32 protein-coding genes are annotated in these 26130 nt (G+C 34.8%); 4 read left to right on the top strand and 28 right to left on the bottom strand.

The window, feature by feature from the left end:
* From KCG35_RS11445 to KCG35_RS11435, 3 genes are all read left to right on the top strand, one after another.
* The gene (locus tag KCG35_RS11445) at positions 1–462 is read left to right on the top strand and encodes a response regulator (RefSeq protein ID WP_215819833.1); all 462 of its coding nucleotides are present in this window, start codon (positions 1–3) and stop codon (positions 460–462) included.
* A gap of 97 nt (positions 463–559) precedes the next feature.
* Positions 560–1168 carry a tetratricopeptide repeat protein gene (locus tag KCG35_RS11440; RefSeq protein WP_215819832.1) on the top strand — a complete coding sequence of 203 codons (609 nt, stop codon included), beginning with the start codon at positions 560–562 and terminating at the stop codon, positions 1166–1168.
* Positions 1158–1487, top strand: coding sequence for a hypothetical protein (locus KCG35_RS11435; protein WP_215819831.1), 330 nt, complete (start codon positions 1158–1160; stop codon positions 1485–1487). Before KCG35_RS11440 ends, KCG35_RS11435 begins: the two co-directional genes overlap by 11 nt.
* Before the next feature lie 8 nt (positions 1488–1495).
* Here the strand turns inward: KCG35_RS11435 and KCG35_RS11430 are convergent, their stop codons facing one another.
* The 28 genes from KCG35_RS11430 to KCG35_RS11295 all read right to left on the bottom strand — a co-directional run bounded on the left by KCG35_RS11430 (position 1496) and on the right by KCG35_RS11295 (position 24788).
* Positions 1496–2209: a sigma-70 family RNA polymerase sigma factor gene (locus tag KCG35_RS11430; RefSeq protein WP_215819830.1), complete on the bottom strand. Its 714-nt coding sequence runs from the start codon at positions 2207–2209 to the stop codon at positions 1496–1498.
* Between the two features lie 18 nt (positions 2210–2227).
* Positions 2228–2968 (bottom strand): flagellar type III secretion system pore protein FliP, encoded by a 741-nt coding sequence (gene fliP / locus KCG35_RS11425; protein ID WP_215819829.1) that lies wholly within the window; start codon positions 2966–2968, stop codon positions 2228–2230.
* Complete coding sequence (locus tag KCG35_RS11420) at positions 2965–3354, bottom strand: hypothetical protein (RefSeq protein WP_215819828.1); 390 nt, start codon at positions 3352–3354, stop codon at positions 2965–2967. Before KCG35_RS11420 ends, fliP begins: the two co-directional genes overlap by 4 nt.
* Complete coding sequence (locus tag KCG35_RS11415; protein WP_215819827.1) at positions 3351–3674, bottom strand: FliM/FliN family flagellar motor switch protein; 324 nt, start codon at positions 3672–3674, stop codon at positions 3351–3353. Before KCG35_RS11415 ends, KCG35_RS11420 begins: the two co-directional genes overlap by 4 nt.
* 11 nt (positions 3675–3685) lie before the next feature.
* Positions 3686–4432, bottom strand: coding sequence for a FliM/FliN family flagellar motor switch protein (locus KCG35_RS11410; RefSeq protein ID WP_215819826.1), 747 nt, complete (start codon positions 4430–4432; stop codon positions 3686–3688).
* 2 nt (positions 4433–4434) lie between these two features.
* A complete protein-coding gene (locus KCG35_RS11405; protein ID WP_215819825.1) occupies positions 4435–5607 on the bottom strand; it encodes a flagellar hook-basal body complex protein in 1173 nt (390 codons plus the stop codon).
* A gap of 10 nt (positions 5608–5617) precedes the next feature.
* Positions 5618–6025, bottom strand: a complete 408-nt coding sequence (locus KCG35_RS11400; RefSeq protein WP_215819824.1) for a flagellar hook assembly protein FlgD — start codon at positions 6023–6025, stop codon at positions 5618–5620.
* A gap of 37 nt (positions 6026–6062) precedes the next feature.
* Positions 6063–6695 carry a hypothetical protein gene (locus tag KCG35_RS11395; protein WP_215819823.1) on the bottom strand — a complete coding sequence of 211 codons (633 nt, stop codon included), beginning with the start codon at positions 6693–6695 and terminating at the stop codon, positions 6063–6065.
* Between the two features lie 2 nt (positions 6696–6697).
* Positions 6698–7162: a hypothetical protein gene (locus KCG35_RS11390; protein WP_215819822.1), complete on the bottom strand. Its 465-nt coding sequence runs from the start codon at positions 7160–7162 to the stop codon at positions 6698–6700.
* A gap of 17 nt (positions 7163–7179) precedes the next feature.
* The gene (locus KCG35_RS11385) at positions 7180–8484 is read right to left on the bottom strand and encodes a FliI/YscN family ATPase (protein ID WP_215819821.1); all 1305 of its coding nucleotides are present in this window, start codon (positions 8482–8484) and stop codon (positions 7180–7182) included.
* Between the two features lie 2 nt (positions 8485–8486).
* The gene (locus KCG35_RS11380) at positions 8487–9191 is read right to left on the bottom strand and encodes a FliH/SctL family protein (RefSeq protein ID WP_215819820.1); all 705 of its coding nucleotides are present in this window, start codon (positions 9189–9191) and stop codon (positions 8487–8489) included.
* Entirely contained in the window at positions 9188–9610 is a 423-nt protein-coding gene (locus KCG35_RS11375; protein ID WP_215819819.1) for a hypothetical protein, read from the bottom strand. Before KCG35_RS11375 ends, KCG35_RS11380 begins: the two co-directional genes overlap by 4 nt.
* Positions 9600–11000, bottom strand: coding sequence for a flagellar basal-body MS-ring/collar protein FliF (fliF, locus tag KCG35_RS11370; protein ID WP_215819818.1), 1401 nt, complete (start codon positions 10998–11000; stop codon positions 9600–9602). Before fliF ends, KCG35_RS11375 begins: the two co-directional genes overlap by 11 nt.
* Positions 11001–11016: 16 nt before the next feature.
* Positions 11017–11301 (bottom strand): flagellar hook-basal body complex protein FliE, encoded by a 285-nt coding sequence (fliE, locus tag KCG35_RS11365; protein WP_215819817.1) that lies wholly within the window; start codon positions 11299–11301, stop codon positions 11017–11019.
* 3 nt (positions 11302–11304) lie between these two features.
* Positions 11305–11679 (bottom strand): flagellar basal body rod protein FlgC, encoded by a 375-nt coding sequence (locus tag KCG35_RS11360; protein WP_215819816.1) that lies wholly within the window; start codon positions 11677–11679, stop codon positions 11305–11307.
* Positions 11679–12062 (bottom strand): flagellar basal body rod protein FlgB, encoded by a 384-nt coding sequence (locus KCG35_RS11355; RefSeq protein ID WP_215819815.1) that lies wholly within the window; start codon positions 12060–12062, stop codon positions 11679–11681. The genes KCG35_RS11360 and KCG35_RS11355 overlap by 1 nt, the downstream gene beginning before the upstream one ends.
* 15 nt (positions 12063–12077) lie before the next feature.
* Complete coding sequence (locus KCG35_RS11350) at positions 12078–13190, bottom strand: flagellar basal body P-ring protein FlgI (protein WP_215819814.1); 1113 nt, start codon at positions 13188–13190, stop codon at positions 12078–12080.
* A complete protein-coding gene (locus KCG35_RS11345) occupies positions 13191–13748 on the bottom strand; it encodes a flagellar basal body L-ring protein FlgH (protein WP_215819813.1) in 558 nt (185 codons plus the stop codon). It abuts the gene before it with no gap.
* A gap of 2 nt (positions 13749–13750) precedes the next feature.
* Positions 13751–14719, bottom strand: a complete 969-nt coding sequence (gene flgA / locus KCG35_RS11340) for a flagellar basal body P-ring formation chaperone FlgA (protein WP_215819812.1) — start codon at positions 14717–14719, stop codon at positions 13751–13753.
* A gap of 3 nt (positions 14720–14722) precedes the next feature.
* Complete coding sequence (locus KCG35_RS11335; protein ID WP_215819811.1) at positions 14723–15481, bottom strand: flagellar hook-basal body protein; 759 nt, start codon at positions 15479–15481, stop codon at positions 14723–14725.
* Between the two features lie 27 nt (positions 15482–15508).
* Entirely contained in the window at positions 15509–16180 is a 672-nt protein-coding gene (locus tag KCG35_RS11330) for a flagellar hook-basal body complex protein (RefSeq protein WP_215819810.1), read from the bottom strand.
* A gap of 52 nt (positions 16181–16232) precedes the next feature.
* Complete coding sequence (locus KCG35_RS11325; RefSeq protein WP_215819809.1) at positions 16233–18296, bottom strand: flagellar biosynthesis protein FlhA; 2064 nt, start codon at positions 18294–18296, stop codon at positions 16233–16235.
* Positions 18293–19375: an EscU/YscU/HrcU family type III secretion system export apparatus switch protein gene (locus KCG35_RS11320; RefSeq protein ID WP_215819808.1), complete on the bottom strand. Its 1083-nt coding sequence runs from the start codon at positions 19373–19375 to the stop codon at positions 18293–18295. The genes KCG35_RS11325 and KCG35_RS11320 overlap by 4 nt, the downstream gene beginning before the upstream one ends.
* 5 nt (positions 19376–19380) lie before the next feature.
* Complete coding sequence (locus KCG35_RS11315; RefSeq protein ID WP_215819807.1) at positions 19381–20142, bottom strand: flagellar biosynthetic protein FliR; 762 nt, start codon at positions 20140–20142, stop codon at positions 19381–19383.
* Between the two features lie 19 nt (positions 20143–20161).
* The gene (fliQ, locus tag KCG35_RS11310; protein WP_215819806.1) at positions 20162–20431 is read right to left on the bottom strand and encodes a flagellar biosynthesis protein FliQ; all 270 of its coding nucleotides are present in this window, start codon (positions 20429–20431) and stop codon (positions 20162–20164) included.
* Between the two features lie 99 nt (positions 20432–20530).
* On the bottom strand, positions 20531–21643 hold the full coding sequence (locus tag KCG35_RS11305) for a tetratricopeptide repeat protein (protein ID WP_215819805.1): 1113 nt from the start codon (positions 21641–21643) through the stop codon (positions 20531–20533).
* 520 nt (positions 21644–22163) lie between these two features.
* Complete coding sequence (locus KCG35_RS11300; RefSeq protein WP_215819804.1) at positions 22164–22658, bottom strand: hypothetical protein; 495 nt, start codon at positions 22656–22658, stop codon at positions 22164–22166.
* Between the two features lie 183 nt (positions 22659–22841).
* The gene (locus KCG35_RS11295; RefSeq protein ID WP_215819803.1) at positions 22842–24788 is read right to left on the bottom strand and encodes a M4 family metallopeptidase; all 1947 of its coding nucleotides are present in this window, start codon (positions 24786–24788) and stop codon (positions 22842–22844) included.
* Positions 24789–25481: 693 nt separating this feature from the next.
* Here KCG35_RS11295 and KCG35_RS11290 point away from each other — a divergent pair.
* Positions 25482–26096, top strand: coding sequence for a flavin reductase family protein (locus KCG35_RS11290; RefSeq protein ID WP_215819802.1), 615 nt, complete (start codon positions 25482–25484; stop codon positions 26094–26096).
* The last annotated feature ends 34 nt before the right edge of the window (positions 26097–26130 follow it).

Here is a 26130-nt window from a genome sequence, read left to right as displayed (position 1 = left end):
ATGAATGCAAACAAGCTATCTGTACTAGTTATCGATGATCAAGAAGAATATCAAAATGAGATTAAAAATATACTGAGTAGTCTCGGTATTACAAATGTTACTGTATGTGAGAATGGAAATATTGGGTTATTTTGGTTACGGAATAAGTTTTTTAAATTTGATCTTGTTATTACTGACTGGTGCATGCCTCTTTATAATAGAAAAACAATTGAAAAATTACAAAAACAACTATACCGTGATCGTGAATTGAGAGAGTTACCGATTAAGAATGGTATTGACTTTTGTAAATATGTGAGAAGAGATACTACCTTGTTCCATATTAAAATTATTCTTTGTTCTGCATGTCTGGATAATGAAAAGCAAAGTAACTTTATTAATGCTGGTGTAATTAATGCCTGTTTAAAGCATCCTCCGAGTTTTAATGATATTAAACAATGTTTGAGTAATTGGTATAAAATTTGAGCTAAAATGCAGTATTAGAAATAGCTTGTATATAATGTTTTGAAAGTTAACACATAATAGAATAGAATCCCTTTAACTGTAAAGGCGAGAATTATAGATGAAGTTTACTGAAAATTTAAATCTTGATGAGTTATTTCATTGTGCACTCTCTGCAAGTGAGCAAGGAGATCATGCACAATCAATAACACTATTGAAAGAATGTATTCAACAAGAAGAACGTGCAATTTATTATTATATGTTAGCAGCAGAACATGCTGAGATTGGATTATACCAATATGCAATTGAAGAAATGACGCTTGCTTTAGAGAAAGACCCAAGTCTATGGATTGCAAAGTTTCAGTTGAGTTTATTATACTTGACTATAGCTAATATTGAAGAAGCGGTCAAAGTTTGGTCTGAACTAAAAGATAGTAATGCAACTAACTATTTACGAATGTTTTCAGAAGGACTTTTACATATTCAGGAAGGAAATACAGCTATAGGCATAAAAAAATTAAAGGAAGGAATAGACGTTAATAAAGAAAATAATCCATTAAATGATGATATATATAATATAATACAATCATTAGAAGAAAATAATGAAAATGAAGTGCCTGAAATTATTCATGAAGATAATGAAAGTGAATTAGAGGATAGATCAAATAAAGATAGCGCAATAAATAAAATATTTATATCTAAATATCAACAAAACGACAATGAAAATTGATAACAAATTAGATAGTATCGCTAGTATACTATCTAAATTAAACAAGAAAAAATCAGGCAAGGCCAGTAGCTTATCAAGTATAAATAAGCAAGAGGATTCGGTACATGACGTATTAGCATCAACGTTTTCAAAAACGAATATAAATGATTTATCAGATAGAGAACTCTGTAATAAGCTTGTTTCAATATTACTACTAGACAAGTTAGGTGCTGAAAATGTTTCAGAAGATATGGTTAACAGAGTTTCTCAAACACTTTATGATATAATTAATAACCAAAGCAGTTTTATAGAATTAAGAAAGCTTATACATAATTTATAAGCTATGAATTAAATTAGGGTGCATTTATCTGATGATGAAAATTTTAAGCGAATTTCAGTAATTGCTTTATTATGCAACTGTGAAACTCTTGCTTTAGAGTATTTTAACCCATCTGCTATTTCTTGAAAGGACTCATCAAGCAAATAGTGTTGAATAACAATTTTTTTTAGTATTTCATCTAGAGAATCTATAGTACGATATATTGATATTGCTAATGGAGTGTCAATCTTATTTTTATTAAGTGTATTAGTATCATTTAATAATATAAAGTTTTCAAACTCATTTGATAGAAAATAAGTTATCCCCAAATCTACTGTAATATTAATAATGGTTTCAATATCTAATTTGATCATTGATTTTGATATTGCATTATTGTGTTGGTTCTCAAGCTTTCTTTTCCAATGATAATAGTTTGAATACTCAGAAAAAGTATGTGCTGAGTTTAGGATTGAACCTTTTATTCTTAAAGACGCATAAATATCGAAATTTGATCCTTTATCTAAATTAAATTTTTTTATACTTTCGATAAGACCGATAAAACCATACTGAATGCAATCGTCGAGTGATATACCTGAAATAAAAACTTTTTTAAAATAAATATTTGCAATTTTATATACAAGGAAACTATAAATATTAACGAGTTTTCGAAAAGATTCATTACAAGCATCTTGCTTATAATTCTGCCAAATATTATCAACATTTTCTAGGTCTTTAGCTGGCATAAAAATTGACTAAAGCCACTAAAAAAAGCTACCAACTAGAGCATAAGTTATTAAAGACCAACCATCAATTAATACAAAAATTAATAGTTTAATTGGTAAAGATATCATCATTGGTGGTAACATTATCATACCAACAGACATTAATGTACTTGAAATTAATAGGTCAATAAGTAAAAAAGGAAGGAATATAATAAAACCTATTTGAAAAGCAGTTTGTAGTTCACTTAGTAAAAAAGCAGGTATTAACGAGATAAGCTCAATTTTTTCTGTAGAATTTGGTATTTCTTTCCCTGAAAGATCAAGAATCATTGTTAGGTCTTGTTCTCTAGTATGTTTAAGAAGAAATTGTTTTATAGGTTGAGAAGCTAGTTGTGCAGCTTGAATTGTTGTAATTTCGCCATTATTTAGAGGTTGTAGTGCTTGATTATCTATCTCTTGCCAAACAGGTTGCATGGTATAAAATGTCAAGAATAATGCTAGCGCTATTAAAACATTATTTGGTGGAGTTTGTTGTAGACCTAAAGCATGGCGCAGCATTGACAATACAATGATAATTCTTGTAAAAGAAGTTAACATCATCAACAAAGCGGGTGCTAAGCTTAAAATAGTTAGTAATAAAAGTATTTGAAGTGGAGATGAAAGATCATTGTCAATATTATCAAGACCAATAGATAAACCAGAAAGATTAACTAATTCTGAGCAGTTAGCTGTAGGAACAACTAATAAAAAGATTAAAAAAATAAAAATCTTTTTATTCATGATATATTATCACTTGTAGATTGAGGTGAGGCTAGTGGTACTATCTGGCTGTAATTATTATTATGAGAAATAACAAAATGTTGATTTTCAATCTTTATAATAGTTACTGTATTTTTGGGATCTAATTTTTTTTGACTTATTATTTTAAAGTCAAAATTATTTTGATTGTTTTTTTTTAAACTTAAATTGGTTTTAAAATAAACTGCAATACATGTTAATACTAATATAATCCCGATAGTTAAACTGTAAGATGTAAACTTATAATTTGGAATTACTGATTCATTTTTAAAAATAAGATCATCGCTATTAATTTTTTTATTGTCTGCACATGAAGAAAATGCTACAGACAAAAAATATATGAAAATTATGATGTGTAATTTTTTCATATATTATTCTCGAGTATATGAGTAATGCGAATGCCATAGTTATTATTAACAACGACAAGCTCACCAGTTGCTATAGTCTGTCCATTTACCTTAAGATCTAAAGGTTGGTCTATTAATGTATTAAGTATAACAACATCATTTTTTTTTAAATTAAAAAAATCAGATACTGACATTTCAGTTGAGCCTAGTTCTGCTTCAATTGATATATTTAGGTTTTCGATAATAGATGGTTGAATTTTATTAAAAAGAGTTTCTTTTGGTGAAGGAATATCATTATCAGTATAGTTAACTTCAGTTAAATCGATAGACTCATGCTTCATAATTTAATGCCTTAAAACTTTACAGCTTTATCAGTAATATAGACTGCTTTGTTTTGTTTATCGCTACAGGGTTTACAATTAAAAATTTCTTTACTATCAGTTGACTTTAAGAAAAGGTTATTTTGTGAGCTATTGTTTAGTGAGATCACATCACCTATGCGTAGGCTATTTAGCTCTCGTAAAGTTAAAGAAATTGGCTCGCACGTTGCTTTTAGTGTTATCGTTTTATCTGATATTGTATTGAGTCTATTTGTTAGTTTTTTATTACTCTTTGTAACTTCAGGTATCTGTAAAATTGGTTTGATGAATGAAGAAGGAAGCAATAAGGAAAAATAATTGCTGCTTGAAATAAAAAGCTTAACAATTATCCATCCACTACCGAATTTGAGTATTGTTGATTGGTCTGAATTAAGACTAGAAATGGATTTAATTTCGAAAATATCAAGTAGATCTAAGATACACTCATTAAGAACAGAGTAGCAAATTGAATGTTTTAGCTGCTCATCAGAAAAATTTTTATCAAAAAGGGTAGAGTACAAAACCTTATCCCAATTTGAAAAACCATAAAAAGGAATGTTTAATTCATTCTGTATTTTGTTTTTTGTGTCAAAAGATAAGCTTTCTGATGGTATATCTACTGCTAATGAGGCATCACAAGAAATAAACCACTTTTTAACCCACTTTGAATAGAGAGAGTTAAAGTGACTTACCAAAGAAAATAAATGTTCTTTGCTATAAAGTGTTAGAGGATAAATCAAGGTTATTTTCCTCTAGCAGTATTATAAAGTTCTTCGATCATTTTATTCGTTACACTCAGTACTTGCGAGCTTGCTTGATAACCACGTTGTACTATAATGATTTCTGAAAATTCATGTGACATATTGACATTTGACTTTTCTATAGAGCCACCTTTTATCGTTCCGAACATATTTTGGCCTCCATGGCCATATACGATTTCAGAACTTTCTTGGTAGACAAACATGCTATTACCAACAGATTTTAAGTACTGATCATTTGGTAAATTAGCTAGCAGTATATGTAATGTGTCTTGTTTGTCACTGTTCGTATATTCAACAGTCAACTTACCTGTATGGTCAAAGGATAGACTTTTAACTTGCCCTGCTGTTCTTCCATCTTCAGCATTTAAGGTTACATTTGAATTTGCTGAAGAATAACCTGTTAAATTAGAAAAATTACCAGATTTTCCAATATTTAGTTTAATTGATTGGTTATCATCAATTTTAACTGATAAGTCTGAGCTATCTTCATGAGGTGAACCATTACCATTAAACTTTATAGTATGAGTTGCGAGCGTTTCAGTATCTGATTTTTTTACTTCTACACTCCACTCATTTCCAGTTTTTTTGGTAAAGTTAAAATAAAGTGTATGCTTCTCACCAAGTTTATTAAAATAAACGGCTTCTAGTTTATCTTCTCCTTCAGCAGGAACTTTTGTGCCTGTAGCAGCACCTGCATTTAAGTTACCTTTAAGCTGAATGCTTGTTGTTGACTGTGGTGAACTGATATTATAATCGTTAAGATCAAAGTTTTGAATACTTCCATTATGTATTCCTAATACTTTATATCCTGTTGACTTATCGACCAGCTGCCACTGATCAAATTCAAATTGACCAGCTCGAGTGTAGTATTGATGTTCACCATCAGTAAGAACGAACCAGCCTTTACCATCAATCGCTAGATGAGTATCTTGGCCAGTACGACTTATATCCCCTTGAGTGAGCTTTAAAGTTTCTCCTGTATAATGGACACCTCCACCGTTGTTTTGGTCAGATAACATATCACGAAAGTGAACAGAGGTGCCTTTAAAGCCTGGAGTGTTTATATTAGCTACATTATGGCTGAGGTTGTTTAATGAATGAGAAAAGCTTTGTAATCCAGAAAAGCTTTTATAAAGAATACTTAAAGTTGACATTGGACGACTATCATCGGACGATTGAAATCATTGAGGGTTTGATATCTGGTACAAGTTCACCATCTTCCTTCTTTATTGTGAGTAATGGTGTATTTTGTACAAAGCGCAAAGTAGTCACTTCGCCTACATGTTTTTGATTGTCAAAGACAGCCTCAACAGTTTTTCCTATTAACCCGATAGATTGAGAGTTTGCTGTAAGCTGAGCAAGCTCACTAAGTGTATCTCGTGATGACCGCTCAAGCTCAAGTTGAGAAAACTGGGCCATTTGAGCCATAAACTCTCGGTTATCGACAGGGTTTAATGGATCTTGATAATTTAGTTGAGTAATAAAGACATTAAGAAACTCTTCAACACTGATTGTATTATTTTGTACAGTCTGGTTGGTTGAGTTAATTTGTCCTACTGCATCAATAGTCATAGTATGAGTACTGCCAGTATTAACTTTATATACGTTGTTATGGGGATAAAGCCATATTAATACCATTGATCATAATGGCATCAACCTTTATATTGAACTCACTACACAAAGATCTAATCTTTGATAAAAGTTTCTTTTTGTCTAAAGACTCATGAGATACATAGTTTCTTATATACAGTTTTAACTTACCGTCACTGCTGTATAAAAGTTTTGCACTTTCAACGGGTAATAGTTTCGACATTGTTTCAGAAAGCTTTGTCATCGCTTTTGATTTGTTTTTTGAAACTAATACATCTGAATCATTTACTGTCGATGAACCTGCTGAAACTTTGCTATCTATTGCAAGATTTTGTAGCCTGCTATTATACCAATCTATATGACTATTAGATAGTGAAAGATGCATCTGAGTTTTCCTAACGACTGAGTCACCATCGATATGGTAATTGACTCTTTTACCCTCTACATATGCTCTGTTATCACTTAATTTTATATTCTTGTTATCATAAGTATTTCTTGATAGATGACTATTTTGTTGGATTACACTAGATTTATTGACAAACTGTAAAGTCTCTTCCCACTGTTGAAGTACTTTCTGCTTTTTATTCTTTTCTTGAGAGGTTGAATCACAGAGCTTAAGCAAGTTGATACTGTTAGGTATTGCTGTTTTCACGGTTATTCACTTACGTAAAAGGATTGAGTAATGTAAAGCTCTAAGTTTTCTTCTGTATCTTTAAACTCAAGATAAGCTCTAGCATCTCTCATATAATTTGAAAGCTTTTCATTTAGCTTTGTTTTGATATGTAACTCTTTACTTAATACTTGTTGGTTAGACATATAGTCTTTATTGATTTGCTCATTGATTGATAGAAGCTGCTTTTGATCGTTAGAAAGCTTATAATGGTAACCGAGTAGTCGTTCGTGCTTATCTGCTTGATAATAATCAGGATTTGTTAATATATTATCTAGCATCTTTTCCAATGAAGTAATTTGATCTTGATTAATTTTAAGTTGTTTATTATTAGATTTTAACAGTTTCGAAAGGTTTTCAAGTAGCTTTGTATAACTTTGAATTCGTTCTGAGCACTTTAAAAGTAAGTACTTTATAAATACTAGTTTCTTTTTAGACGTCAGCTTCATTTATAGTGATAGTCGTATTATAGCCAATTACTAATCATTTTAAGTACATTTGACCTTTGAGCATATTTATCTGTGTATAATACTGGTTCTAGCTTTTTGTATAGCGATATAATTTGGTCATGCTCAGGATTCTTACCTTTTTCATAAGCACCAAGCTCTATCATTTCGCTAATTTGGTTGTATTCAGCCAAATATTTTCTAAGACGGTTTATGAGAGTCTGTTCATAATCAGAAGTTAATCTAGTATATAGTCGACTAACACTTTGCAAAAGGTTAATTGAAGGGTGAAGGTTTTTATTTGCAATCTCTCTTGAAAGAACAATATGACCATCCAGAATTGAGCGAACATGATCTGCAACAGGTTCATTATGATCATCACCTTCAACGAGTACACTAAATATACTGGTAATTGTGCCCTGTTCTTTAAAGTTACCTGCACGTTCAGCTAATTTTGCAATAGTTGCAAAGGATGAAGGTGTATAGCCTCTAGACGTTGGAGGTTCACCGACTATAAGACCTAATTCCCTTTGAGCCATGGCTAGTCGGGTAATAGAGTCCATTGCAAGTAGGACATCTTTGCCTTTAGCACAAAAGTATTCTGCTATAGACATTGCAGCATTTGCAGCCATAATTTTCATTATAGGTGGCTCATCAGCAGTGGCTACTACAATAATTGCACGTTTACGTTGTTCTTCTGTTAAGGTGTGATAGATAAACTCATTGACTTCACGGCCCCGCTCGCCAATTAATGCAATAACAATAATATCTGCAAGTTGAGTTTGTGTGATTTTACCGAGTAAAGTACTTTTTCCAACACCACTACCCGCAAATAAGCCAATACGTTGTCCTTTGCCAAGCGGTAAAAAAATGTCAATTAAGGGAAGGCCTGTTTCAAGTCGTTCATTAATGAGCTTACGGTTTAAAGGATTCTGAGATGAGCCTTCAAGACTTTTGTTACTTCCTATCTCAACTTTAGTTGATTTATCAAGAGGCTCACCTGCCCCATTTATAGTACAACCAATCAATGAATCGCTGACTATTATTGATGGAAATGTACCTTGAGCGGTCACGCGGCTACCTAAGCGGATACCTGTTGTTTGTCCAAAAGGCATTAATGTGAGTTTACCATTATTAAACCCAATGACCTGAGCAGAAATAGGTTGTTGATTATGACTTGTTATAGTACATAATTCACCCATAGCGGCGTCAGGACCATCGCTTTCAATAGCATAGCCACGTGCTTGAGAAACAAGGCCAATGGGGGTTATTATTGAAGTCCTTGCTATTACTGATTCAAATTGTTCTACCAGATTAGTTAGCATTTCTACTTGTCATTGAATAAAAAAGAAATACTTTCGAGCAAGTTAGTTAATTGATTGCTTAGCTGAGCATCCCAGCCTTGATATTGACTCTTTAAAATACAGCCTCCTGTTTTTAATGAATCATCAGTAGCAAATGACAATTTAATTGGTTTAACTTTTGCTTGTATTTCTGAAGAATAGTGTTTAACTCTGTTGTAATCATACTTGTGCAGATACACGATTAGTTCATGTTGACTGTCAACAGTTTCTACAGCTTCAGTAATTAATGAAACAATTGTTTCTGATTTACTATAAGCTTTACCCAAAATTTTGGATAATGAAAATTGAAGCATAGTGAACAGAGCATATTTATGATTTTCGATATCTTTAAGCATTTTATCTTTAAATAAAATACAGCATTCGCTTAAAGTATCATTGAGATCAGTGAATTCTTGTTTGGATTTTTCTAAGCCTTCATTAAAACCTGCTTTGTATCCTTCTTGCTTTGCACTTTGATAATGATTTGCAGATGATTCTGATAACTCTTTTTGTAGATCACTAAGCTTGTTATGTAGAATTGTATTTTCATTTTTCAGCTGATCAACAAATTTATTGAGTTCACTTATTTTTTTATTGTGATCCGCTAAAGAAATTTGCTTGTTGTCAAGCAATTCATATTTATCGCTATCTAATTTTTTTATAACTTCATCACGAATTATTTTGGTCATGAAGATACCTCAGATTGCTCTAACATATCCTCGATGATTTTATTTAGTGCTGTTTGCGTATGTTCAGTCATTTTTTTGACAGAATCAGCATTATCATTATTATAAACTTTATTAATAGTATAGTTATATAAAAAGGGTGGTAAGCCTTCAAATGTTTCATTACTAACATTTGTAGAACCGTTATCATTACTCAAGCGATTAGTGCTATCATTCAAAGTATATGTAGCTTGATTTATCAGCTCATTCGTTTCATTAAATGATAGCTTAGAAAATTGTGACTTTTTAATAACTTTAAGAATAGACTTAATTCGAGTGCGTTGTTTTTTATTAAGCCTAGACAATATCCAGTAGCGATCAACCCAGCTTAATTGTGCTAACTTTAGAGCAACAATTTTTTCAGAAGGCAGTTCAGTGTTCATTTGAATCAACCTTTAGCCAATCTTTTATATCAAGGAGTAATTGTTGTCTTTCGTTATTTGATAGTCGCTTAGGCGAATTTCTTCTAATATTAAGTAAAACTATAAAGAATAAAATAATACCTATTACCGAAAAGATAATAGATAGTGATTGTTTTTTTTCAATAACGTTGTTTAGTACCGCTTGAACAAACGTAGTTTCAGAACTAGGCTCGTCAACATTAAGCAGAGAACTATCTTGTTTTATATTACTTTGGGATTCTGACAGATGAATTGCAGGAATAACACTCACTGAAATACTATCACCCCGATTTGTCTGTAAACCTACTGATTTTGAAATTAGGTCTGTAAGCTTGTTTTGTGCGGTAGTATCTAAATTCGATGAAAGTAATACTGCAACAGTAATAGACTTTATAGTACCTGCAGGTTGTTTTTTCGTTCTTGTTTCTTTTGAAAAAACAAACTCTTTTCTTATATGTTCATCTGTAAGCCTTTCTGTTAACTTCATATCACTTTGTTTGTCATTTGAAAAATGATATTTTTTATCTTCTATAGCCTGCTTAATAATGGCTTGTCCATTTTCACTGACTGGGATAGATCGCTCTTGATGAATTGACTCACTTACTTGATTTAATTCAATATCTATATTTACAGTGTACTGATTATTTTCGACGACTCTATTTAATAAACGTTCGACTTTCTTTTGGTAAAACTGCTCTAAATCTCTTTTTTGATTAATTGAGCTGAAAGCAGAGTATTTATTAGAATCAGTTGATAGCTGTTGTCCATTTTGATCTATAATCATTACTTGATTAGTCGATAAAGTTGGAACAGCGGATGCTACAAGAGTACGTAAACCTTCTATTTGTCGAGCATTTAGTTTTTTTCCTGGATACAGCGCCAAGGTGACTGATGCTTTCGCTTTAGAAGAATTGACCCTAAATGCACTGGTTTCTGGTAATACTATATGTACTCTTGAAAATTTAACTTCTGAAAGTGTATTAATAGTTCGAACAAGCTCACCTTGAAGAGCACGTTGATAGTTAATTTTTTGTGCAAACTTAGAGATTCCGTAGTCTGCTTGATCGAAAAGTTCAAGCCCCGGCAGCTGATTTTGTTCTAGTCCACTATTAGCAATAGCTAAGCGGGCTTTATGTAGCTGGTTAGGGTCAACATATAAATTACTCTGATCATCAATGGTATAATCAATATTTGATCTATTAAGTTCTTTAACAATTAGGCTCTGTTCTTGCTGAGATAAGTTACTAAAGAGCAGAGTATAGTTATGAGAAAATAAGAAAAAAATAGATATAGCTGTAAGTAAAACAACAGCTAATAGAATTATAATAAATGATGTTCGATGTTTTTGGCTGATACTATGCCAGATATTCATAAAATTGTTCATTAATTTAAACTTGTAAACGCATTATTTCTTGCAACCCTTCAATACATTTGTTTCTGACTTGAATTGCCAAGTTCAGATTACGAGTTGCTTTATCCAGCTGTTGCATAACTTGATGCAGGTTTTCGATTTCACCTGAGGCCATATTTAGTGCACTTGATTCAGCTGTCTTGTATTGCTGATCTAGTGTGCTAATTTGTCCCATAATAGTATCAAAGCTACTCGCTGTTTTAGCTTGATGACGTTGACTATGACTGAGGCTGTTAATCGCTTCTATTGCTTCAATATTCACATACTACCTTTCTAATACAAGTTGTGCCATTTTTTTACTAGCATTAAAAACACTTAAGTTCGCTTCATAAGCACGTGTTGCCATCATCATTTTCATCATTTGATCAGCCATATTAATATTTGGCCGTTCAACAAAACCATCATTATTAGCTAATGGATGGTTTGGATCAAATGTTCTTATAGGTTGTGCTTTTATTTCTTTTATTTGCGCTTGGCCTACGTTAAATGGTTGCGATGGTTTACTTACTACTAACTCCAATGCCCTATAGGCTTCTCCTGGCTTGCCGACAGTATTTGCATGTGCAACGTTCTGTGCAATAAGGTTTAATTGTTGCTTTTGTAGTGACATTCCTATTTCGCTTAAGGAGAAGCTATCCATTATGACTTACCTTCCTTAATTGCCAGGGTTAGCATATTGTTTAGTTTACTTTTGGCAGAAAGAATCGCTTGATAATGAATGACATTTTTAGACAATTTTGCAAGTTCTTTTTCAAGCTCTATTTTGTTAGCAGTAGAGTCTGTTTGTATATTATGTTCCGGAACCCAGTCTTTAACTCTATTAATCGTACTTGCTGATGACTGAGTATTCTCTAGGCTATCGATAAGCGCTGTGAACTTATTATTGGTCTTAATAGTTTGTGCTTTGTAGCCTTGAGTATCAATATTTGCAATATTATTTGCGATTAGTTTGTGCTCAAACAATGTTCCTTCTAAAAATTTATTAAGAAGACCTACAGTAGTTGTTTCTAGTAAGAAACTCATAAAATATTTGCTCCACTATTTTATGATAAGTTCGGCATGTAAAGCACCAGAAGACTTGATTGTTTGCAAGATAGAAATTAAGTCCCGTGTACTAACACGAATCTTGCGCAATGCTGAAACTAAATTGCCAACTGTTGTACCTGATGGCATTGAAATAGCCGTGACAACATCTTCTTTAACCTCAATTTGAGTATCTGGTACAACAGTAGTATTTATACCAGACGATGAATTAATGTTAGCCTGAATATTAATATTAGGTTGTGAAGTTATATAATCAGTAGTAATTGAAAGCTCAATATTACCATGGGATACAGTAACACTATCAATTACGACATCACTTCCAGATACCACTGTACCTGTTCGTTCGTTAACTATAATTTTTGCAACATTATCAGGAATAATTGTAAGGCGCTCGATTGTAGCTATTAGATCAACATAATCATATTGGTTATTCTGACTAATGACAATTTTTCCTGGGTTGACCGCTCTAACTTGCACACCCTTTAGTTGCTTTCTTAATTTTTGTTTTATTCGAGCAGCAGTTGTAAAGTCTGGCTCTTTAAGTAAAAGAGTAATTTCTCCATTATGATTTACAACATTGTTAGCTATGGCTTTTTCAACTGTAAGCCCATCAGGAATGCTTGCTACAGTCGGGTGATTTTTTTGAATGACATTGCCGTATAAATCATATTTAAAACCACCTACTGAAACAGGACCTTGTGCCAAACCATAAATCTTACCATCTGCACCTCTTAAAGGTGCAAGTAATAAAGTTCCACCAACCAGACTTCTTGAATCTCCTATTGAAGATATGTTGACATCTAGTTTATCACCTTTATTCGCAAATGCAGGAAGCTTAGTTGTTACCATGACTGCGGCAACATTACGGCTACTAATATCTGAATCACTAACACGAATACCAAAACGAAGTAGGGCATTTGCAATTGAGTGAACTGTTGCTTGACTGCGTCTAGTATCACCAGTACCTGCTAGTCCAACTACAATGCCATAGCCAGTTAAGGCATTTTCACGAATTCCTTCAATTCTAACAAGGTTTTTTAGTTGAATGGGGGTCGCATGTGCTGTTAATGCAAGTAGCATTGTAAGAGTGATTACAAACTGCTTCATTTAAAAGCCTAACCATGAGAAAAATCGTGTGAAAAAGCCAGGTTCATCATTATCGAAGCCAGTATATTCAATATCAGCCTGGCTAATTCGAGTAGATAAGATATTATTATTTTGGTCTATGTGTTCTGGTCTAATCCAGCCTTTAACAGATATAAACTGTTCTTCGCCATCGATCAAAATTTTTTGTTTTCCTTCAAGTCTTAATCTACCTAGTCTATCTTTTTCGATAATATCTACTGTTATTTGTGCTTGAAGTTTGCCGTAGCGAGTCGAAGTATCTGTACCGTCATAACCAAAATTTAGCCCTAAACTACCTTTTTCTTCTCGTGTTGAAGTGGAAAACTTACCACCTACATTTAAACTTTGATCGTTATTGCTTTGGTTGTTAGTTGCCGCAGAAGATTTTTCAACAATTAAAACGGTAACGCTATCACCTACTTTTTTAGCAATAGGATCTTCGATTAACGACTGATATGTGTCTTCAGAGTAAAGAGACGTGGCAGAAGCCTGTCCATAAACAATACAACTAGTTAATAGTAAAAGTGTAAGCTTTCTCATTTTTAATTTGTTACATGAATCATGTTAGTGTTGGTTACTATACCATAAAAAAACTCACCTGAACTCAATGATTGCAATTTAATTCTTTGATTAATATTGCCATCTTGAAGTGCTTTAACTTGAGTTTTGATTGTTATGCCGTTATGAGTTGCTTGTGCTATTACAACAGCGTTTTTTTCAACAGCAGGTAGTTCTTCAATGTGAGTTGCAAGCAATACAGTGCCTGTAGGTAAGTTACGCTTATAACGGTGTTTGAGCTTTTGTGGGTTTTTTACCAACTTTGTTATAGGATACTTAGCTATGTCAATGAGTTGGGAAGTAACTTGAGAATGATGGAAATGGCTATTTGCTTGTTGCGATTGAGATAAAATCCAAGCGTGTTGTTTTAACGTTACATCAAACCAGATAGGAACTGTTCTTATATTTGTCTTTGTCTTAACTGTTATCCATACACAAGTACGCTTTAAGAACTGACTAACACTATTTCTTTTAAAACTTAAATTATAGTGCTGTTCATTTATATATACCTCTGGTATATCACTTATCGCTTTAATGATGACTTCTTCTGCTAGTGGCGCTAACTGAAGGTTCAGAAAGTGCTTAGCCTGTGTTAACAGTTTTTTTACAGGTACAATATAGCCCTCACGAGTAACTTTTACTGAGTCAAAGCCTCGTATATGAAATTCATTTAACACTATGGTCAGATTACGCTCTAATAGCGTTTTGGTCAGCACTTTGTAGTCTGCAGGTTTTAATCCCAAGATAATTTTTTGATTTAAAGCTTTGGTAATCTTTTGTGGTGATTCTGTCGTTGATATCAGTTTAACTATTTTCCCAAGAACTGGGTTTGAGTCTTGTACAGTCACTGCGGGAGGTAACTCAAGTATTGTACCTCCTAACGCTTCTATAGAAAGAATAGGTAGTATCAGTAGATTAATAATAATTGCTGATAGTAACTTATTCTTTAACATACTCTAGGATCTTAAGCTATTTGTAATTCGCATGATATCGTCAGCAGCACGAATAATTTGCGCTTTAACCTCATAACCACGTTGTGCTAGTGTAAGTTGCATTAGCTCTTCAGTGAGATCAACATTTGATGACTCTAAAAATCCTTGTTGGATTTTTCCTGCACCATTTTCTCCAGCGGTAAGATAAAAGGGCGTTCCTGATTGTTCGTTTGCAAGATATATACTGTTGCCGACAGCGTCTAATGCTTCGGGATTGGCAAACTTGACTACTTGTATTGAGCCTAAAGGTATACTTTCATAGCCAACTTGTGCACTTACTTCTCCTGCTTCATTAATGGTAAGGCTTTTGGCATCGGTTGGAACTTGAATTCTATCAGCCAGTAAATTACCTTTTTGACTGATTAAAAAACCGTCTTGATCTAATCTTAATGAGCCGTTTCGAGTATAAGCTAGTTCACCACTTGTTAATTCAACCTCCAAAAAGCCGTCCCCAGCAATTGCAACATCAAGATTACGATTTGTGGGTTTTAGGTCTCCACTATCAAATTGTACTGATGCTTGGTTGAAGGTTACACCAGCACCTTGGCGTATTGCTTGATGAGTGTATTTATCAACTTGTTGAAGTTGCATTACTTCGTTAAATGTCAAACGTCCTTTTTTGTATGCTGTTGTATTTAAGTTAGCTAAGTTATTTGCAATAACATCCAGAGCTTTTTGCTCTGCATGCATACCGCTGGCAGCAATATGTATTGCGTCAATCATTACCTTACACCTAATAAAAAACGTATATTAAAAATCGCCTAAATCAGAAATTGTTTTTTCTAGTAAGCTGTTATAACCGTTGGCTACCTGAAAAATAGACTCATAATGTCTATTTAAATTTATAAGGTTGACCATTTCATCCATTGCTACTGCATTAGACGATTCTAAATGTTGTTGAATAATATCTTTATTCTGCTGTTGTACTGGAGTCGTATTTTCATGACGAAACAAACCATTACCAAGGTAATGATCTCCAGTCAAATTTGCATTGACTACTTGGATTGAGTCTTTAACAACATTATCTTGAATGATGTTGCCATGTTGATCAACACTAAAACTTTTAGGCTCTAATATGATATCACCACTTTGTCCCTGAAGTCGCTCACCTGAAGCTAGTGTTAAATATCCTTCTTTATTGATTTCTAACTCACCTCGACGGGTTAAGTAAGTTTGACCTTGCTGTTTTACAACAAAGAATCCACTTCCTTTTAATGCAATATCTTTATAACGATTAGTGCGGTGAAGACTACCCGTTGATAAATCCATTGAAGATGAATTTGTCGATGTAAGGCCTTTGTTGACATCTACCCACCTTTTATAGGCATTGGTATTCGTATTTGCCAGGTTATGAGTAATATTATTTAATGATTGTAGATCCTGACTAGCCGAAATATTGAGAACACTCATCAAGTCTGACATGGTTAAACCTTTTACAAAAAGCACTGTATGCGAATAAAAATAATCAACTCACTCACGACGACTCTTGAATACTCACAGTTGAAAAAGACGTGATTGCAATGACAGAGGGTATTTCTTGTATAGAGAGTATTGTTAAATGTTTCAGTGTTCTCTCAGTGAGTAACTTTAAATGTGGCCTTAATACGGAAGAACATAATAATACTGGTTTTAAATTATTCATGGCCATTTGTTCCGCAGTGTTTGCAATTGCAATAACGAGTCTTTCGGTCAGCAGAGGATCAATATGGATATCTGTTGTCTGCTCAGTGTTAGGTTGAAGTTGTGAAACAAGCTGTTGCTCTAGTTTTGGTGATAGCGACATCACATGCAGGGTATTATTATCGTCAAGAAAAGATTCACAAATATTTCTCCCCATATTTTGTCTGATAGACTCACTTAGAAAAATGGGGTCTTTTGTTGTTTTACCGTGATCCGCTAAAGCTTCTAGAATAAGCTCCATGTTTCTTATGCTGACACTCTCTTTAACAAGACGCTGTAATACCTTCTGCACATCCGTGAGTGAAAGCATGTTAGGAATGACTTCTTCATATAAAGAGGCATGAAGTTGTTTTATAGGCATTAATAGCTTCTCAACCTCACTTCGAGTTAGCAGCTCATCTGCATGTCTTCTTATAACCTCGCAAAAGTGCGTAAAAATAACTGTTGTTGAGTCAACAACAGTACACATTTGCTGTTTAGCAATACTTGTTTGATCATGAGTTATCCACACTGCAGGCAGTTGGTAAGAAGGATCTTTATCTTTTATACCTTCTAATGCTATGTCTGATTGTGTAGAAATTGCTAAATATCTATCTAAGTAACAGTTATTACTATCAACCCTAGATCCATGAATTCTAATTTCGTAGTGGTTCTCTGCAAGCTTACTGTCTGCAATAATTTTCACTTTAGGAATAACAAGGCCACTTTCCATGGCATACTGCTTTCTGAATGATTTGATTTTTTCTGATAGAAGACTATTTTCTGCACTAAAACGATCAGCAAGATTCTTTCCCAAAGAAAGTTCGATGGGGCTAATAGCTAGTTGGTTGTATAAAGTGTCACCTTCACTCTCTTGAATATCTTGTTGAGTTATATTTTCTTCTGAATCACTTTGGCGGTGCGCATTAAGGGCTTTATAAATCAAAAAACAGATTACAACCAATACAGCAAATACAGGTAACCAAGGAATTCCTTTGGTAAACATGATGCAAAACAGTGCTAATGCAACCAAAATTAAACTTTTTGGATAACGTGTGACTTGTCGGCTAACTTCTTGACCAAGAAAAGAATCACTTGCTGCTCGTGTAACAATAATCCCTGTACCTGTGGAAAGGATTAAAGCAGGTATCTGTGTTACAAGCCCATCACCTACTGTCATTAATGTATAGGTATGTAATGCTGCAGACCAGGATAAACCATTTTGACCAATACCGACAGATAATCCGCCAATAATGTCAATCAAAACAATGATAATCCCTGCTATAGCATCTCCTTTTACAAACTTGCTGGCACCATCCATTGCTCCATAAAAGTTTGCTTCTCTTTCTAAATTAGTGCGCTTTTTCTTCGCTTCTTGTTCACTGATAATGCCCATGTTTAGTTCAGCATCAATACTCATCTGCTTACCTGGTAAGCTATCAAGTGTAAAACGGGCAGCCACTTCTGCGACACGTTGAGCACCACTCGTTACTACGACGTATTGCACGACAATCAGAATAAAAAATATGACTAAACCAATAACATAGTTGCCACCAACTACATATTCTCCTATTGCGTTGATTACTTGTCCGGCATCACCATCACTCAAAATTAGTCGGGTTGCTGAGATATTTAATGCTAATCGAAATAGTGTTGCTATTAGCAGTAGTGATGGAAAGGTTGAAAAGTCTACTGGCCGATCAATATAAAAGGTGACTAATAGAATAAGTAGTGCAAAACTGAAGTTGGTAATAAGTAATATATCAAGAACAACAGCTGGAACTGGAGTAAAAAGCACAAGAAGGATGCCAACAACAGCAACCACAAGCAGTAGTTCACTTTGTGAACCTAGCAAATCTTTAATTGTTATTGACTTCATTGGTTACTTTCAGCCTTGGCAAGATAACTTCTTTGCTGATAAATTTTGTGGAGTATAATGGCTATATCTAAAAATGTTGAGTCTGGGATTGTACTGTTAATGACAGCTTTTTTGTATAATGCTCTTGCAAGGGAAGGTTTTTCAATAATAGGAACATTAGCCTTTGCTGCTTCGTAACGAATTTGTTTTGCAAGATGATCTGCTCCCATTGCAACAACTTTAGGGGCGTCCATTTTATTACGTTGGTAGCTGATTGCAACTGCAATATGCGTTGGATTTGTAATCACCACATCACTGCTTTTGACGTTATTTAAGCCGTCAGTTTGTTGACGAAGTTTGTTTTGAATTTCTTTACGCTTTTGCTTGATTAAAGGGTCACCTTCACGTCGTTTATATTCATCTTTAACTTCTTGCTTTGTCATTTTAAGTTGTTTGATGTATTGTTTTCGAGTGAATAAGTAGTCAAGCAAAGATAAAGCTAAAAGCAAGGCTATAACAGTAATACATAGTTTGGATAATATATGTAGTACTGAAACCATTCCTTGAAATAGCTCTTGATAATGTAGCCTAATTACAGTATTTACAATGTCTTCGCTGTATAAATAAAGAACGATAATGAGAATGGCTATCTTTATTGCAGACTTCAAGAGGTCAAATAAGCTCTTAATTGAGAATAGCTTTTTGAAGCCTTTTATAGGGTTTATTTTTTGTATATCCCATTTAAGAGGTTCAGAAGAAAAGACTATGCCTGTTTGTAATACATTGCCTAGTATGCCAGATAGTACTGCAATGCCACTTAACGAGAAAAGCATACTACACATTAGGACGAATGAATTTTTAATTCCATCTAATACAACTTTTTTGTCTGAGGCAAACTCTGCAAGATCTAAAGTATTTTGTGTTAACTTTGCTAGTTCTATTATACTTTTAATCCCATAGCTGGTGAATGCTAAGATGAATATGGATAGAACGACTAAACCTGTTACCTCCATACTTTTTGCTAACTGACCTTTTTTCCTTGCTTCTTGAAGGCGAAACTGGGTAGGCTGTTCTGTTTTTTCAGCAGTGTTGCTAGACATGAAGTTTAACTAAGTATTGACTGCCAAAAATCAACTAGCGAGCCTAAAATATCTATATTTAGGTTTGTTAATGATGGCAGAAGACAGATGAGTAACATTAGCCCTAGTAAGATTTTAATAGGAAGGGTAAGAAAGTATACGTTAAGCTGTGGCATTGTTTTTGATAACAAACCGAATATTATATCTCCAATAAATATGAGTGCAATAACAGGCGCTGCGATTCTTATACCAAATAAGAATACATTCGGCAGAAATTGAACGGCATGAGTTATATTTATCTCATAAAACTGAAGTGGATTTAGTTTTTGTAAAGAAAAAGCTAACATATATAACAGGTTATGATGTTGATTAGTAAAAAAGAAGACAGCTAAAGCTAGAAGACGAAGTAATTGGGTAGTAAAACCTGACATTGATTGAGAATGAGGATCAAATGCTGCCATAGCATTAATACCTGTTTGGGTATCAATAACTCGTCCCGCAAGGTTAATGGCACCGAAAACAAAATATATCCCAGTCGCTAACAGTATACCAAGTATCACTTCTTTAATAAGAAGAAGTGTTAGAAATGTAATTTTTAAGTGGTCTAGTTGCACTGATTGATCAACAAATGGTAATAAGATAAAACCAAGTGTAATAGCAAGAATACCCTTGATTAGCCAAGGTAGCTTGATACCTCCTGCATGAAAAAGTGCAAATAATACAATTCCAATTCTTGTTGTTGTCAATATTAAGGCGTATAGCCAAGTAACATCAAAGTTAATTACCATCTTTTATAGAATCGTATTTTTAGCCTATGTAGCTTGGTATTTCACTAAATAACGCAGTCGCATAACTTGATATAGTTGTTAATATCCATGGCCCAAAAATAAAAAGAACACCTAAGATTGCAAGCATTTTAGGTACAAACGTCAGTGTCATTTCCTGAATTTGGGTAATTACTTGAAATATACTTATTATTAAGCCAACCACTAAGCTGGTTATCAGTACGGGGGCAGCTACTTTTGCTGTGTTCCATAGCATGCCATCTAATAACGAGTTTGCTATATCAAGATTCATGGATTTACAATTATCTATATTGGGTTTGTACTAGCTTTACACCCAATAGATTCAAACTGGGTGTTTTAAAAAGCCTAAAAGGGAAATGCGTATTTTGGTTTAGTGTTTTGTTTGGCGGTTTATATTTTTTTTCAGAACAGAGCCAACCGTGACTTGCTCAGTAATAGAAATATTCATTAACTGGTCGAGTGTGTCTTTAGCTTCATCAGAATTTAAGCGCGTCAGAATCAAGTATTTTGCATACAGGCCTGCAAGTGAATCTGCATTAAGTAATAATGCTTTTCGATAGTAAGTTTTAGCCTCATCAAAACGATTTAGAAAGCAAAGCACTATAGCCATCATGCCCTGTGACTCAGAAAAAGCTGGTGAGATAGCTAATCCCTCATGTGCTGCTTGCTCAGCCTCATCGATCTGATTATTGATTATTAAGCACCATGTAAGCGTATTCCAACTCCCTGGGTGGTTAGGCATATACTGAGTTGTATTGCGGAGCGCGGTTATTGCTTTATTAAGATCGTTCTGTTGCATACAAATAAGCCCAGTGCCAAGCCAAGCTCTTCCACTTTTTGGTTTCAGTTTTAGTACTTGGCTAAACGTTGCTTGAGCATCAGATAGCTTATCGGCAGATAAAAGCTGGAACCCCTTTACAATATTCGCTTCAAGTTGCTTAGGGTTAATCGCAAGAGCATTGTCTGCTAGTGAATGGGCTGTTTCAAAGTCTTCAATATCCCAATATAGAAGCGCTAAATAACCTACGCATTCTGCATTGGTATTGTCCTCTGCGAGTAAAGCGATCGCCTTTTGTACGTCACCTTGACTATGTAACGCTCTGGCAAATAATAAGCGGGTAGGGGTACCCATTTGCTCTACAGGCATTACTTGCAGTGTAATAAGAGCATTGTCACCTTGGTTGAGGCGAAGATAAGCCAAAGCAAGCAAATAGATAACCGCTTCTTCATAGGCCTCTTTGTGTTGTTGCAGTAGAGCCACAACCTGTTCATCATTACCTTGATGTGAGGCAAGTGCTGCCTTTGCAATTATTAAGTGGATGTCTTCACTTCCAGTGAAACTGCTTATAATGTCTTGTGCTTTCTGAGGGGTATTTTCTTCAAGGTAAAGCTCCACTAACTTCCGAATAATAAGCGTATTATTTGGATCATAAGACAAATATCCAATGTATTGCTTAATGGCATCTTGAAGAGAGTTGGTCATGTTTGATTACTGCTCGTGGAGCTAAGTGTTATAAGAGGATAAGTGAACAGTTTATGTTTGTTTACTCACTCTTTTTAAATAGGATTTGTCAATATAACCTAAACGTATTGTGTGCAGTTTTTATCATAAGAATGTTGATATTTCAAACAAAAGTTCCATAGAAGATATTAATTAAAAGGGTTGGGTAGATATAAATAACTGTTTACTTCTATCTGTAGTATCTTGTAAATGGTTGGTATTAACCGGTGAGCTAAGTGAGGGTTATAGTACCTTCGCACTTGAAAATACTGACGCTAGTAAGGACTGGCTGTTCAATGAGTTGATTAAATCGATAACTTAACTTGGAGTATAACTATACTGTTCAATTATATTTACTTATTTTATTGCTCCAAGTCATTAGTAGGCTTAGATTATTTATGTAATGCGTAACTTAAAATCTGATTTAAATTGCTATGTTTTATTGTTGCTGGCATTAGATAAAATATGGTTGTTACTAATAGCTTTTAAATAAGTAAAGTGGTTAGCTTGTAGAAATCCAATTACGCTGGCGACTTTTTACTAACAGCAATTTTCCGTTATTACGAACCATTAGCATGGATGTTAAAGGTGTAGAATGAATATTATCAATGGTAGTGGCAATTAAATAACCGTGCCGCTCAGATTGACTAGGAGAAGTTGGCAACTGTAAATTTAGATTTAACCAAACATAGTTTGGTATGGAAAAATTATGTAACTGTTCTGGGTAAATAGTTAGCATCCTATGAGCTGGATGCAGTGTAATCACCATTATTTCTCCAAGAGAAAATACGTCAGAAGAGCGCAGTTCTGCTTGAATGAAAAATTGTCTAATCGTTAAGTCAAATGTGTTGGCTGCAAAGTCTTGATCGGTACATTCACAGCTGAATGAAAATGAACTTATCTCAAAGATTTGTTTATTTCCCAAGAAATCTTCCAGAATAATTTCTTGTTGATCGTGAGGGCTTCGGGAGTATTGAAAAAACTTTGGATTTTGCACCAGCCTGTCCTCCATGTATTGATAAGATCGTTTTATTTAAAGTACAAAACCAGTGCCAATTTGGAATAATTGCTAATAATCAATAAGTTGGGTTCTCGAGAAGGCGCTAAGTGTAAAATATTCTGAATAAAAAAAGCCCGCTAGAAGGCGGGCTTAATCAGGTGTATTAATTTGTGAAAGAAGTTATTTGTTTTTCCAGTTCCACTGTTGTCCTTTCCAGTCTGACTGGTTATTCCATACGCCGACCCACTCACCGTATTTTTCGAAGTGAGTGATAAACAAAGTAGGGTAAGCTAGGTTTTTAATTTTTCCTGCTGATAAGACCCAGCGCTGGTTTAGCTGTTTAGCATCACAGTTACCAATTTTGGCTTGGTTTTTACCATTGTACCAAGAAGGCATTAGTAAACATTTTTCTGGTGCTGTGGAGGGATGAACTAATCCTTTGTCATCAATAAGCCATTTGGCACTGTTTGTTGAGCTACAAGAAGGCGCACTAACAGTATCGTTGCTTGCACTTAGACATGCATCTTGCGCATTAGCAAGTACCTTGTAGTCACTACCTGGATTAGGATTAGGATTAGGGTTTGGATTAGGATTGCTTGAGTCATCAGGTTTATCACCGCCATCGGGTACATTACAGTTGTTACCTAAACCAACGACTTTAAAGGCAGCTTTTACATCACCAACAGACCAGCTTTTATCTTTTGCAGCCCGCATAACATCACATGAACCTTGTTCAAAATTAGTGTTTGATTTCCAGTACATTTTGTTGGCAATTAAAAAGATTTCAAACGCATGCTTAATGTTCCAGCCATCTGTTGTCGCCAAGTTATAAAAAGCACGGTTATATACACCTGAGGAGTTGTGTACGTCCATTCCTTCACGGTAGTCTTTTGCATGATCAATAGAGCCTCGGTGATCACTCGGTTTTTTGAAGTTACGAATGCCGCGTTTGTTTTTGGTAGCTTGAGCGCCAATGATCCAGTCTACTTTTTTAAAGTTGTAATATTCTGCTGTTTCTCCGGCCATGTCTGAAAATGCTTCATTAATGCCTCCAGATTGACTGCGATAGGCGAGATTTGAGTTATTTGATGTGAGGCCATGGCTTACTTCGTGAGCCGCGATATCCAGTGTTGTCAGTGGATAGAATACACTGCCTCCATCACCAAATGTCATGGCGCGGCCATCCCAGAAGGCATTATCATAATTGCGTCCATAATGAGCGCGCATGGTTAATTTGAAAGGTAATGGTTTGGTTTGATACCAATCTTGGTACATACGGAACACGACATGTCCAAAGTGATGAGCGTCATTTAGCGGAGAGTAACCACCATTTGATTCACGTGCTGTATTTTCTGGGCAGTTGAATTGATGAACACGACCTCGACTTTGGCTGTTACCCATATCTTGGGTTTCCACATACTCTGTGCTCATACGGCACTGGCTATCTACTTCTAGATTGGGGTATTCAGAACCATACTGGTACTTGCCTGTATTGGGATTACCCCCTGGACCTGTTGCCTTTTGAAAATTAAGGCCTTCCCATTGCTCAATCACTTCTCCTGTATGCGCGTCAATAATGTAAAAAGGTCGTGTTGGACCTTCAGCACTATGAGTAAAATAAGAGACTTCATAAACTAAACGGGGTTGGTCAGGATTTTTTGCATATACATACAGCTGGCTATTATGGTGCTCAACCTGCGAGTTACTTTGACTGAAGCCTTTGCCATTTAATGCAATTTGTAACGCATCTTCATTTGATAAACTTGGTGAAGTGTTTAGGTTATCGCTCGAAAGATCTTGGACGATAAAGCCACTTAGATCGCTATAAACCTCACGCTTGTTTTTTGCTGCAACAAATGACTGACCGTATACAGGTACGCCTTGATATAATTGCTGATATTTAGTTTTTGTTACACCATTAGCTAGCTTCAGGCTGGTGACAGGCTTGATGTCTTTTTCAGATTCAAGGCTTAGTACTTCATGAAGGGGGGCTATTGTACGAAATGCTTGAAATTCGGTTTCCTGCTCCAGGTTGATAATTTGAGCTGCTAACGTTGTTAGTGGAAATGCAGCAAGTGAGCTGATTGCGCCAGCACACAACATTATTTTAAGGCTATTTCGGCTCATGTTTACTCCTCAGGTGTTTACCATCTATGCCAACAGATGCGGTTTACTAACGGGTACCTCTAAAAATGCACTTTTTCCTTGATAGCTGTGTTAGCGCTGTACTCATAGCCCTGCTAGCGCTAATAAATACTTGAGGCTGCTATCGCTAATCATGCAGTAGCTGTTTAGCCCTCATGTATTTCTTATACACTGGGGTCCTTCGTGCAGCGCTTTCTTTCTGTCACAAAAAAATCACTATTTTTAGAGGCGCCCTAACGGTTTTTTGTATTTATGCGTGTTTTCGTTCTATTTGAGGAGATAATTCTTATCTTACCCCTTCACTTTGACTTATAACCGTTTAAATAAAGCAAATTGCCCGGAAGCGCCGGTATAGTCGGTTGGCATAACTGACAAACTCGTTAAAACTTTTACTGAAAATAAAGTTATAAAAATTGTTTTCTTCTTTTCCGCTTTCAACACACTTGGTTCTTGATGAAGGTCAGTGAGTTGAGTAGGTGACGAACATATTTGAGTTTTAATAATGACAAAAAATAAGACAGGAGATATTTACCTCGTCACATAATGGGTTAAGCTGGCGAGTAATGTGGATATTTTTGACACCAGTGGTCTTTATGATTTTTGGTTATTCACGGTTCAAGAGTGAAGTAAAACAGTTGATGTAAACAAGACGATTAAGTGTAGAAGAGGGGCACAATGCTGATTGACTTTTCAACCCTAACGCCAAACCAAATTTATCATTGGATGACGCAGAGTATTGTGCCAAGGCCTATTGCTTGGGTACTTTCTATGAATGAGGTGGGAGGCTACAATTTGGCTCCTTTTTCTTACTTTAATGCAATTTGTAGCGATCCACCGCTTGTCATGTTATCAGTAGGTAAAAAGCCAGATGGTGAGCATAAAGATACCAGCACGAATTTGATAGCACGCAAAAACTTTGTGATTCACATTGCTAACAGTCACTTGGCACAATTGGTTACAGACTCTTCAAAAACCCTTCCTGCAGAAACTTCAGAAGTTGATGAGTTGGAGTTGGAACTTTTACCGTTTGAGGGGTTTGATATTCCTAGATTAGCGTGTTGTAACATAGCAATGGCATGCAGCTTTTATCAGGTGCATGAGCTAGGTCGAAATCAGCAAAGAGTCATCTATGCTGAGGTTCACCAGCTTTTTGTAAGTGATGAAGTTATGTCACAAGATGCAAAGGGACGTAGTAAGGTTGATGCCCTTCGTGTTGATCCTTTAGCTCGTCTAGGGAGTAGCGAGTATGCTGTCATGGGCAATGTGATCAGTATTCCACGACCTAAGTAAGCATTTTTTCACCTTTACGCACTTCAACGCAGGG

Origin of the sequence: Zooshikella harenae, assembly GCF_018837975.1 — a bacterium.
In the GTDB taxonomy this organism is placed as follows: Bacteria; Pseudomonadota; Gammaproteobacteria; order Pseudomonadales; family Zooshikellaceae; genus Zooshikella; species Zooshikella harenae.
This window is presented reverse-complemented; position numbering and strand designations above follow the sequence as displayed.

Bases quoted from the DNA above. Each gene is read 5' to 3' on its own strand.
- KCG35_RS11445 (WP_215819833.1), top strand. From the start codon at position 1: ATGAATGCAAACAAGCTATCTGTACTAGTTATCGATGATCAAGAAGAA.
- KCG35_RS11440 (WP_215819832.1), top strand. From the start codon at position 560: ATGAAGTTTACTGAAAATTTAAATCTTGATGAGTTATTTCATTGTGCA.
- KCG35_RS11435 (WP_215819831.1), top strand. From the start codon at position 1,158: ATGAAAATTGATAACAAATTAGATAGTATCGCTAGTATACTATCTAAA.
- KCG35_RS11430 (WP_215819830.1), bottom strand. From the start codon at position 2,209: ATGCCAGCTAAAGACCTAGAAAATGTTGATAATATTTGGCAGAATTAT.
- fliP (WP_215819829.1), bottom strand. From the start codon at position 2,968: ATGAATAAAAAGATTTTTATTTTTTTAATCTTTTTATTAGTTGTTCCT.
- KCG35_RS11420 (WP_215819828.1), bottom strand. From the start codon at position 3,354: ATGAAAAAATTACACATCATAATTTTCATATATTTTTTGTCTGTAGCA.
- KCG35_RS11415 (WP_215819827.1), bottom strand. From the start codon at position 3,674: ATGAAGCATGAGTCTATCGATTTAACTGAAGTTAACTATACTGATAAT.
- KCG35_RS11405 (WP_215819825.1), bottom strand. From the start codon at position 5,607: ATGTCAACTTTAAGTATTCTTTATAAAAGCTTTTCTGGATTACAAAGC.
- KCG35_RS11400 (WP_215819824.1), bottom strand. From the start codon at position 6,025: ATGACTATTGATGCAGTAGGACAAATTAACTCAACCAACCAGACTGTA.
- KCG35_RS11390 (WP_215819822.1), bottom strand. From the start codon at position 7,162: ATGAAGCTGACGTCTAAAAAGAAACTAGTATTTATAAAGTACTTACTT.
- KCG35_RS11385 (WP_215819821.1), bottom strand. From the start codon at position 8,484: ATGCTAACTAATCTGGTAGAACAATTTGAATCAGTAATAGCAAGGACT.
- KCG35_RS11380 (WP_215819820.1), bottom strand. From the start codon at position 9,191: ATGACCAAAATAATTCGTGATGAAGTTATAAAAAAATTAGATAGCGAT.
- KCG35_RS11375 (WP_215819819.1), bottom strand. From the start codon at position 9,610: ATGAACACTGAACTGCCTTCTGAAAAAATTGTTGCTCTAAAGTTAGCA.
- fliF (WP_215819818.1), bottom strand. From the start codon at position 11,000: ATGAATATCTGGCATAGTATCAGCCAAAAACATCGAACATCATTTATT.
- KCG35_RS11360 (WP_215819816.1), bottom strand. From the start codon at position 11,679: ATGGATAGCTTCTCCTTAAGCGAAATAGGAATGTCACTACAAAAGCAA.
- KCG35_RS11355 (WP_215819815.1), bottom strand. From the start codon at position 12,062: ATGAGTTTCTTACTAGAAACAACTACTGTAGGTCTTCTTAATAAATTT.
- KCG35_RS11350 (WP_215819814.1), bottom strand. From the start codon at position 13,190: ATGAAGCAGTTTGTAATCACTCTTACAATGCTACTTGCATTAACAGCA.
- KCG35_RS11345 (WP_215819813.1), bottom strand. From the start codon at position 13,748: ATGAGAAAGCTTACACTTTTACTATTAACTAGTTGTATTGTTTATGGA.
- flgA (WP_215819812.1), bottom strand. From the start codon at position 14,719: ATGTTAAAGAATAAGTTACTATCAGCAATTATTATTAATCTACTGATA.
- KCG35_RS11335 (WP_215819811.1), bottom strand. From the start codon at position 15,481: ATGATTGACGCAATACATATTGCTGCCAGCGGTATGCATGCAGAGCAA.
- KCG35_RS11330 (WP_215819810.1), bottom strand. From the start codon at position 16,180: ATGTCAGACTTGATGAGTGTTCTCAATATTTCGGCTAGTCAGGATCTA.
- KCG35_RS11325 (WP_215819809.1), bottom strand. From the start codon at position 18,296: ATGAAGTCAATAACAATTAAAGATTTGCTAGGTTCACAAAGTGAACTA.
- KCG35_RS11320 (WP_215819808.1), bottom strand. From the start codon at position 19,375: ATGTCTAGCAACACTGCTGAAAAAACAGAACAGCCTACCCAGTTTCGC.
- KCG35_RS11315 (WP_215819807.1), bottom strand. From the start codon at position 20,142: ATGGTAATTAACTTTGATGTTACTTGGCTATACGCCTTAATATTGACA.
- fliQ (WP_215819806.1), bottom strand. From the start codon at position 20,431: ATGAATCTTGATATAGCAAACTCGTTATTAGATGGCATGCTATGGAAC.
- KCG35_RS11305 (WP_215819805.1), bottom strand. From the start codon at position 21,643: ATGACCAACTCTCTTCAAGATGCCATTAAGCAATACATTGGATATTTG.
- KCG35_RS11295 (WP_215819803.1), bottom strand. From the start codon at position 24,788: ATGAGCCGAAATAGCCTTAAAATAATGTTGTGTGCTGGCGCAATCAGC.
- KCG35_RS11290 (WP_215819802.1), top strand. From the start codon at position 25,482: ATGCTGATTGACTTTTCAACCCTAACGCCAAACCAAATTTATCATTGG.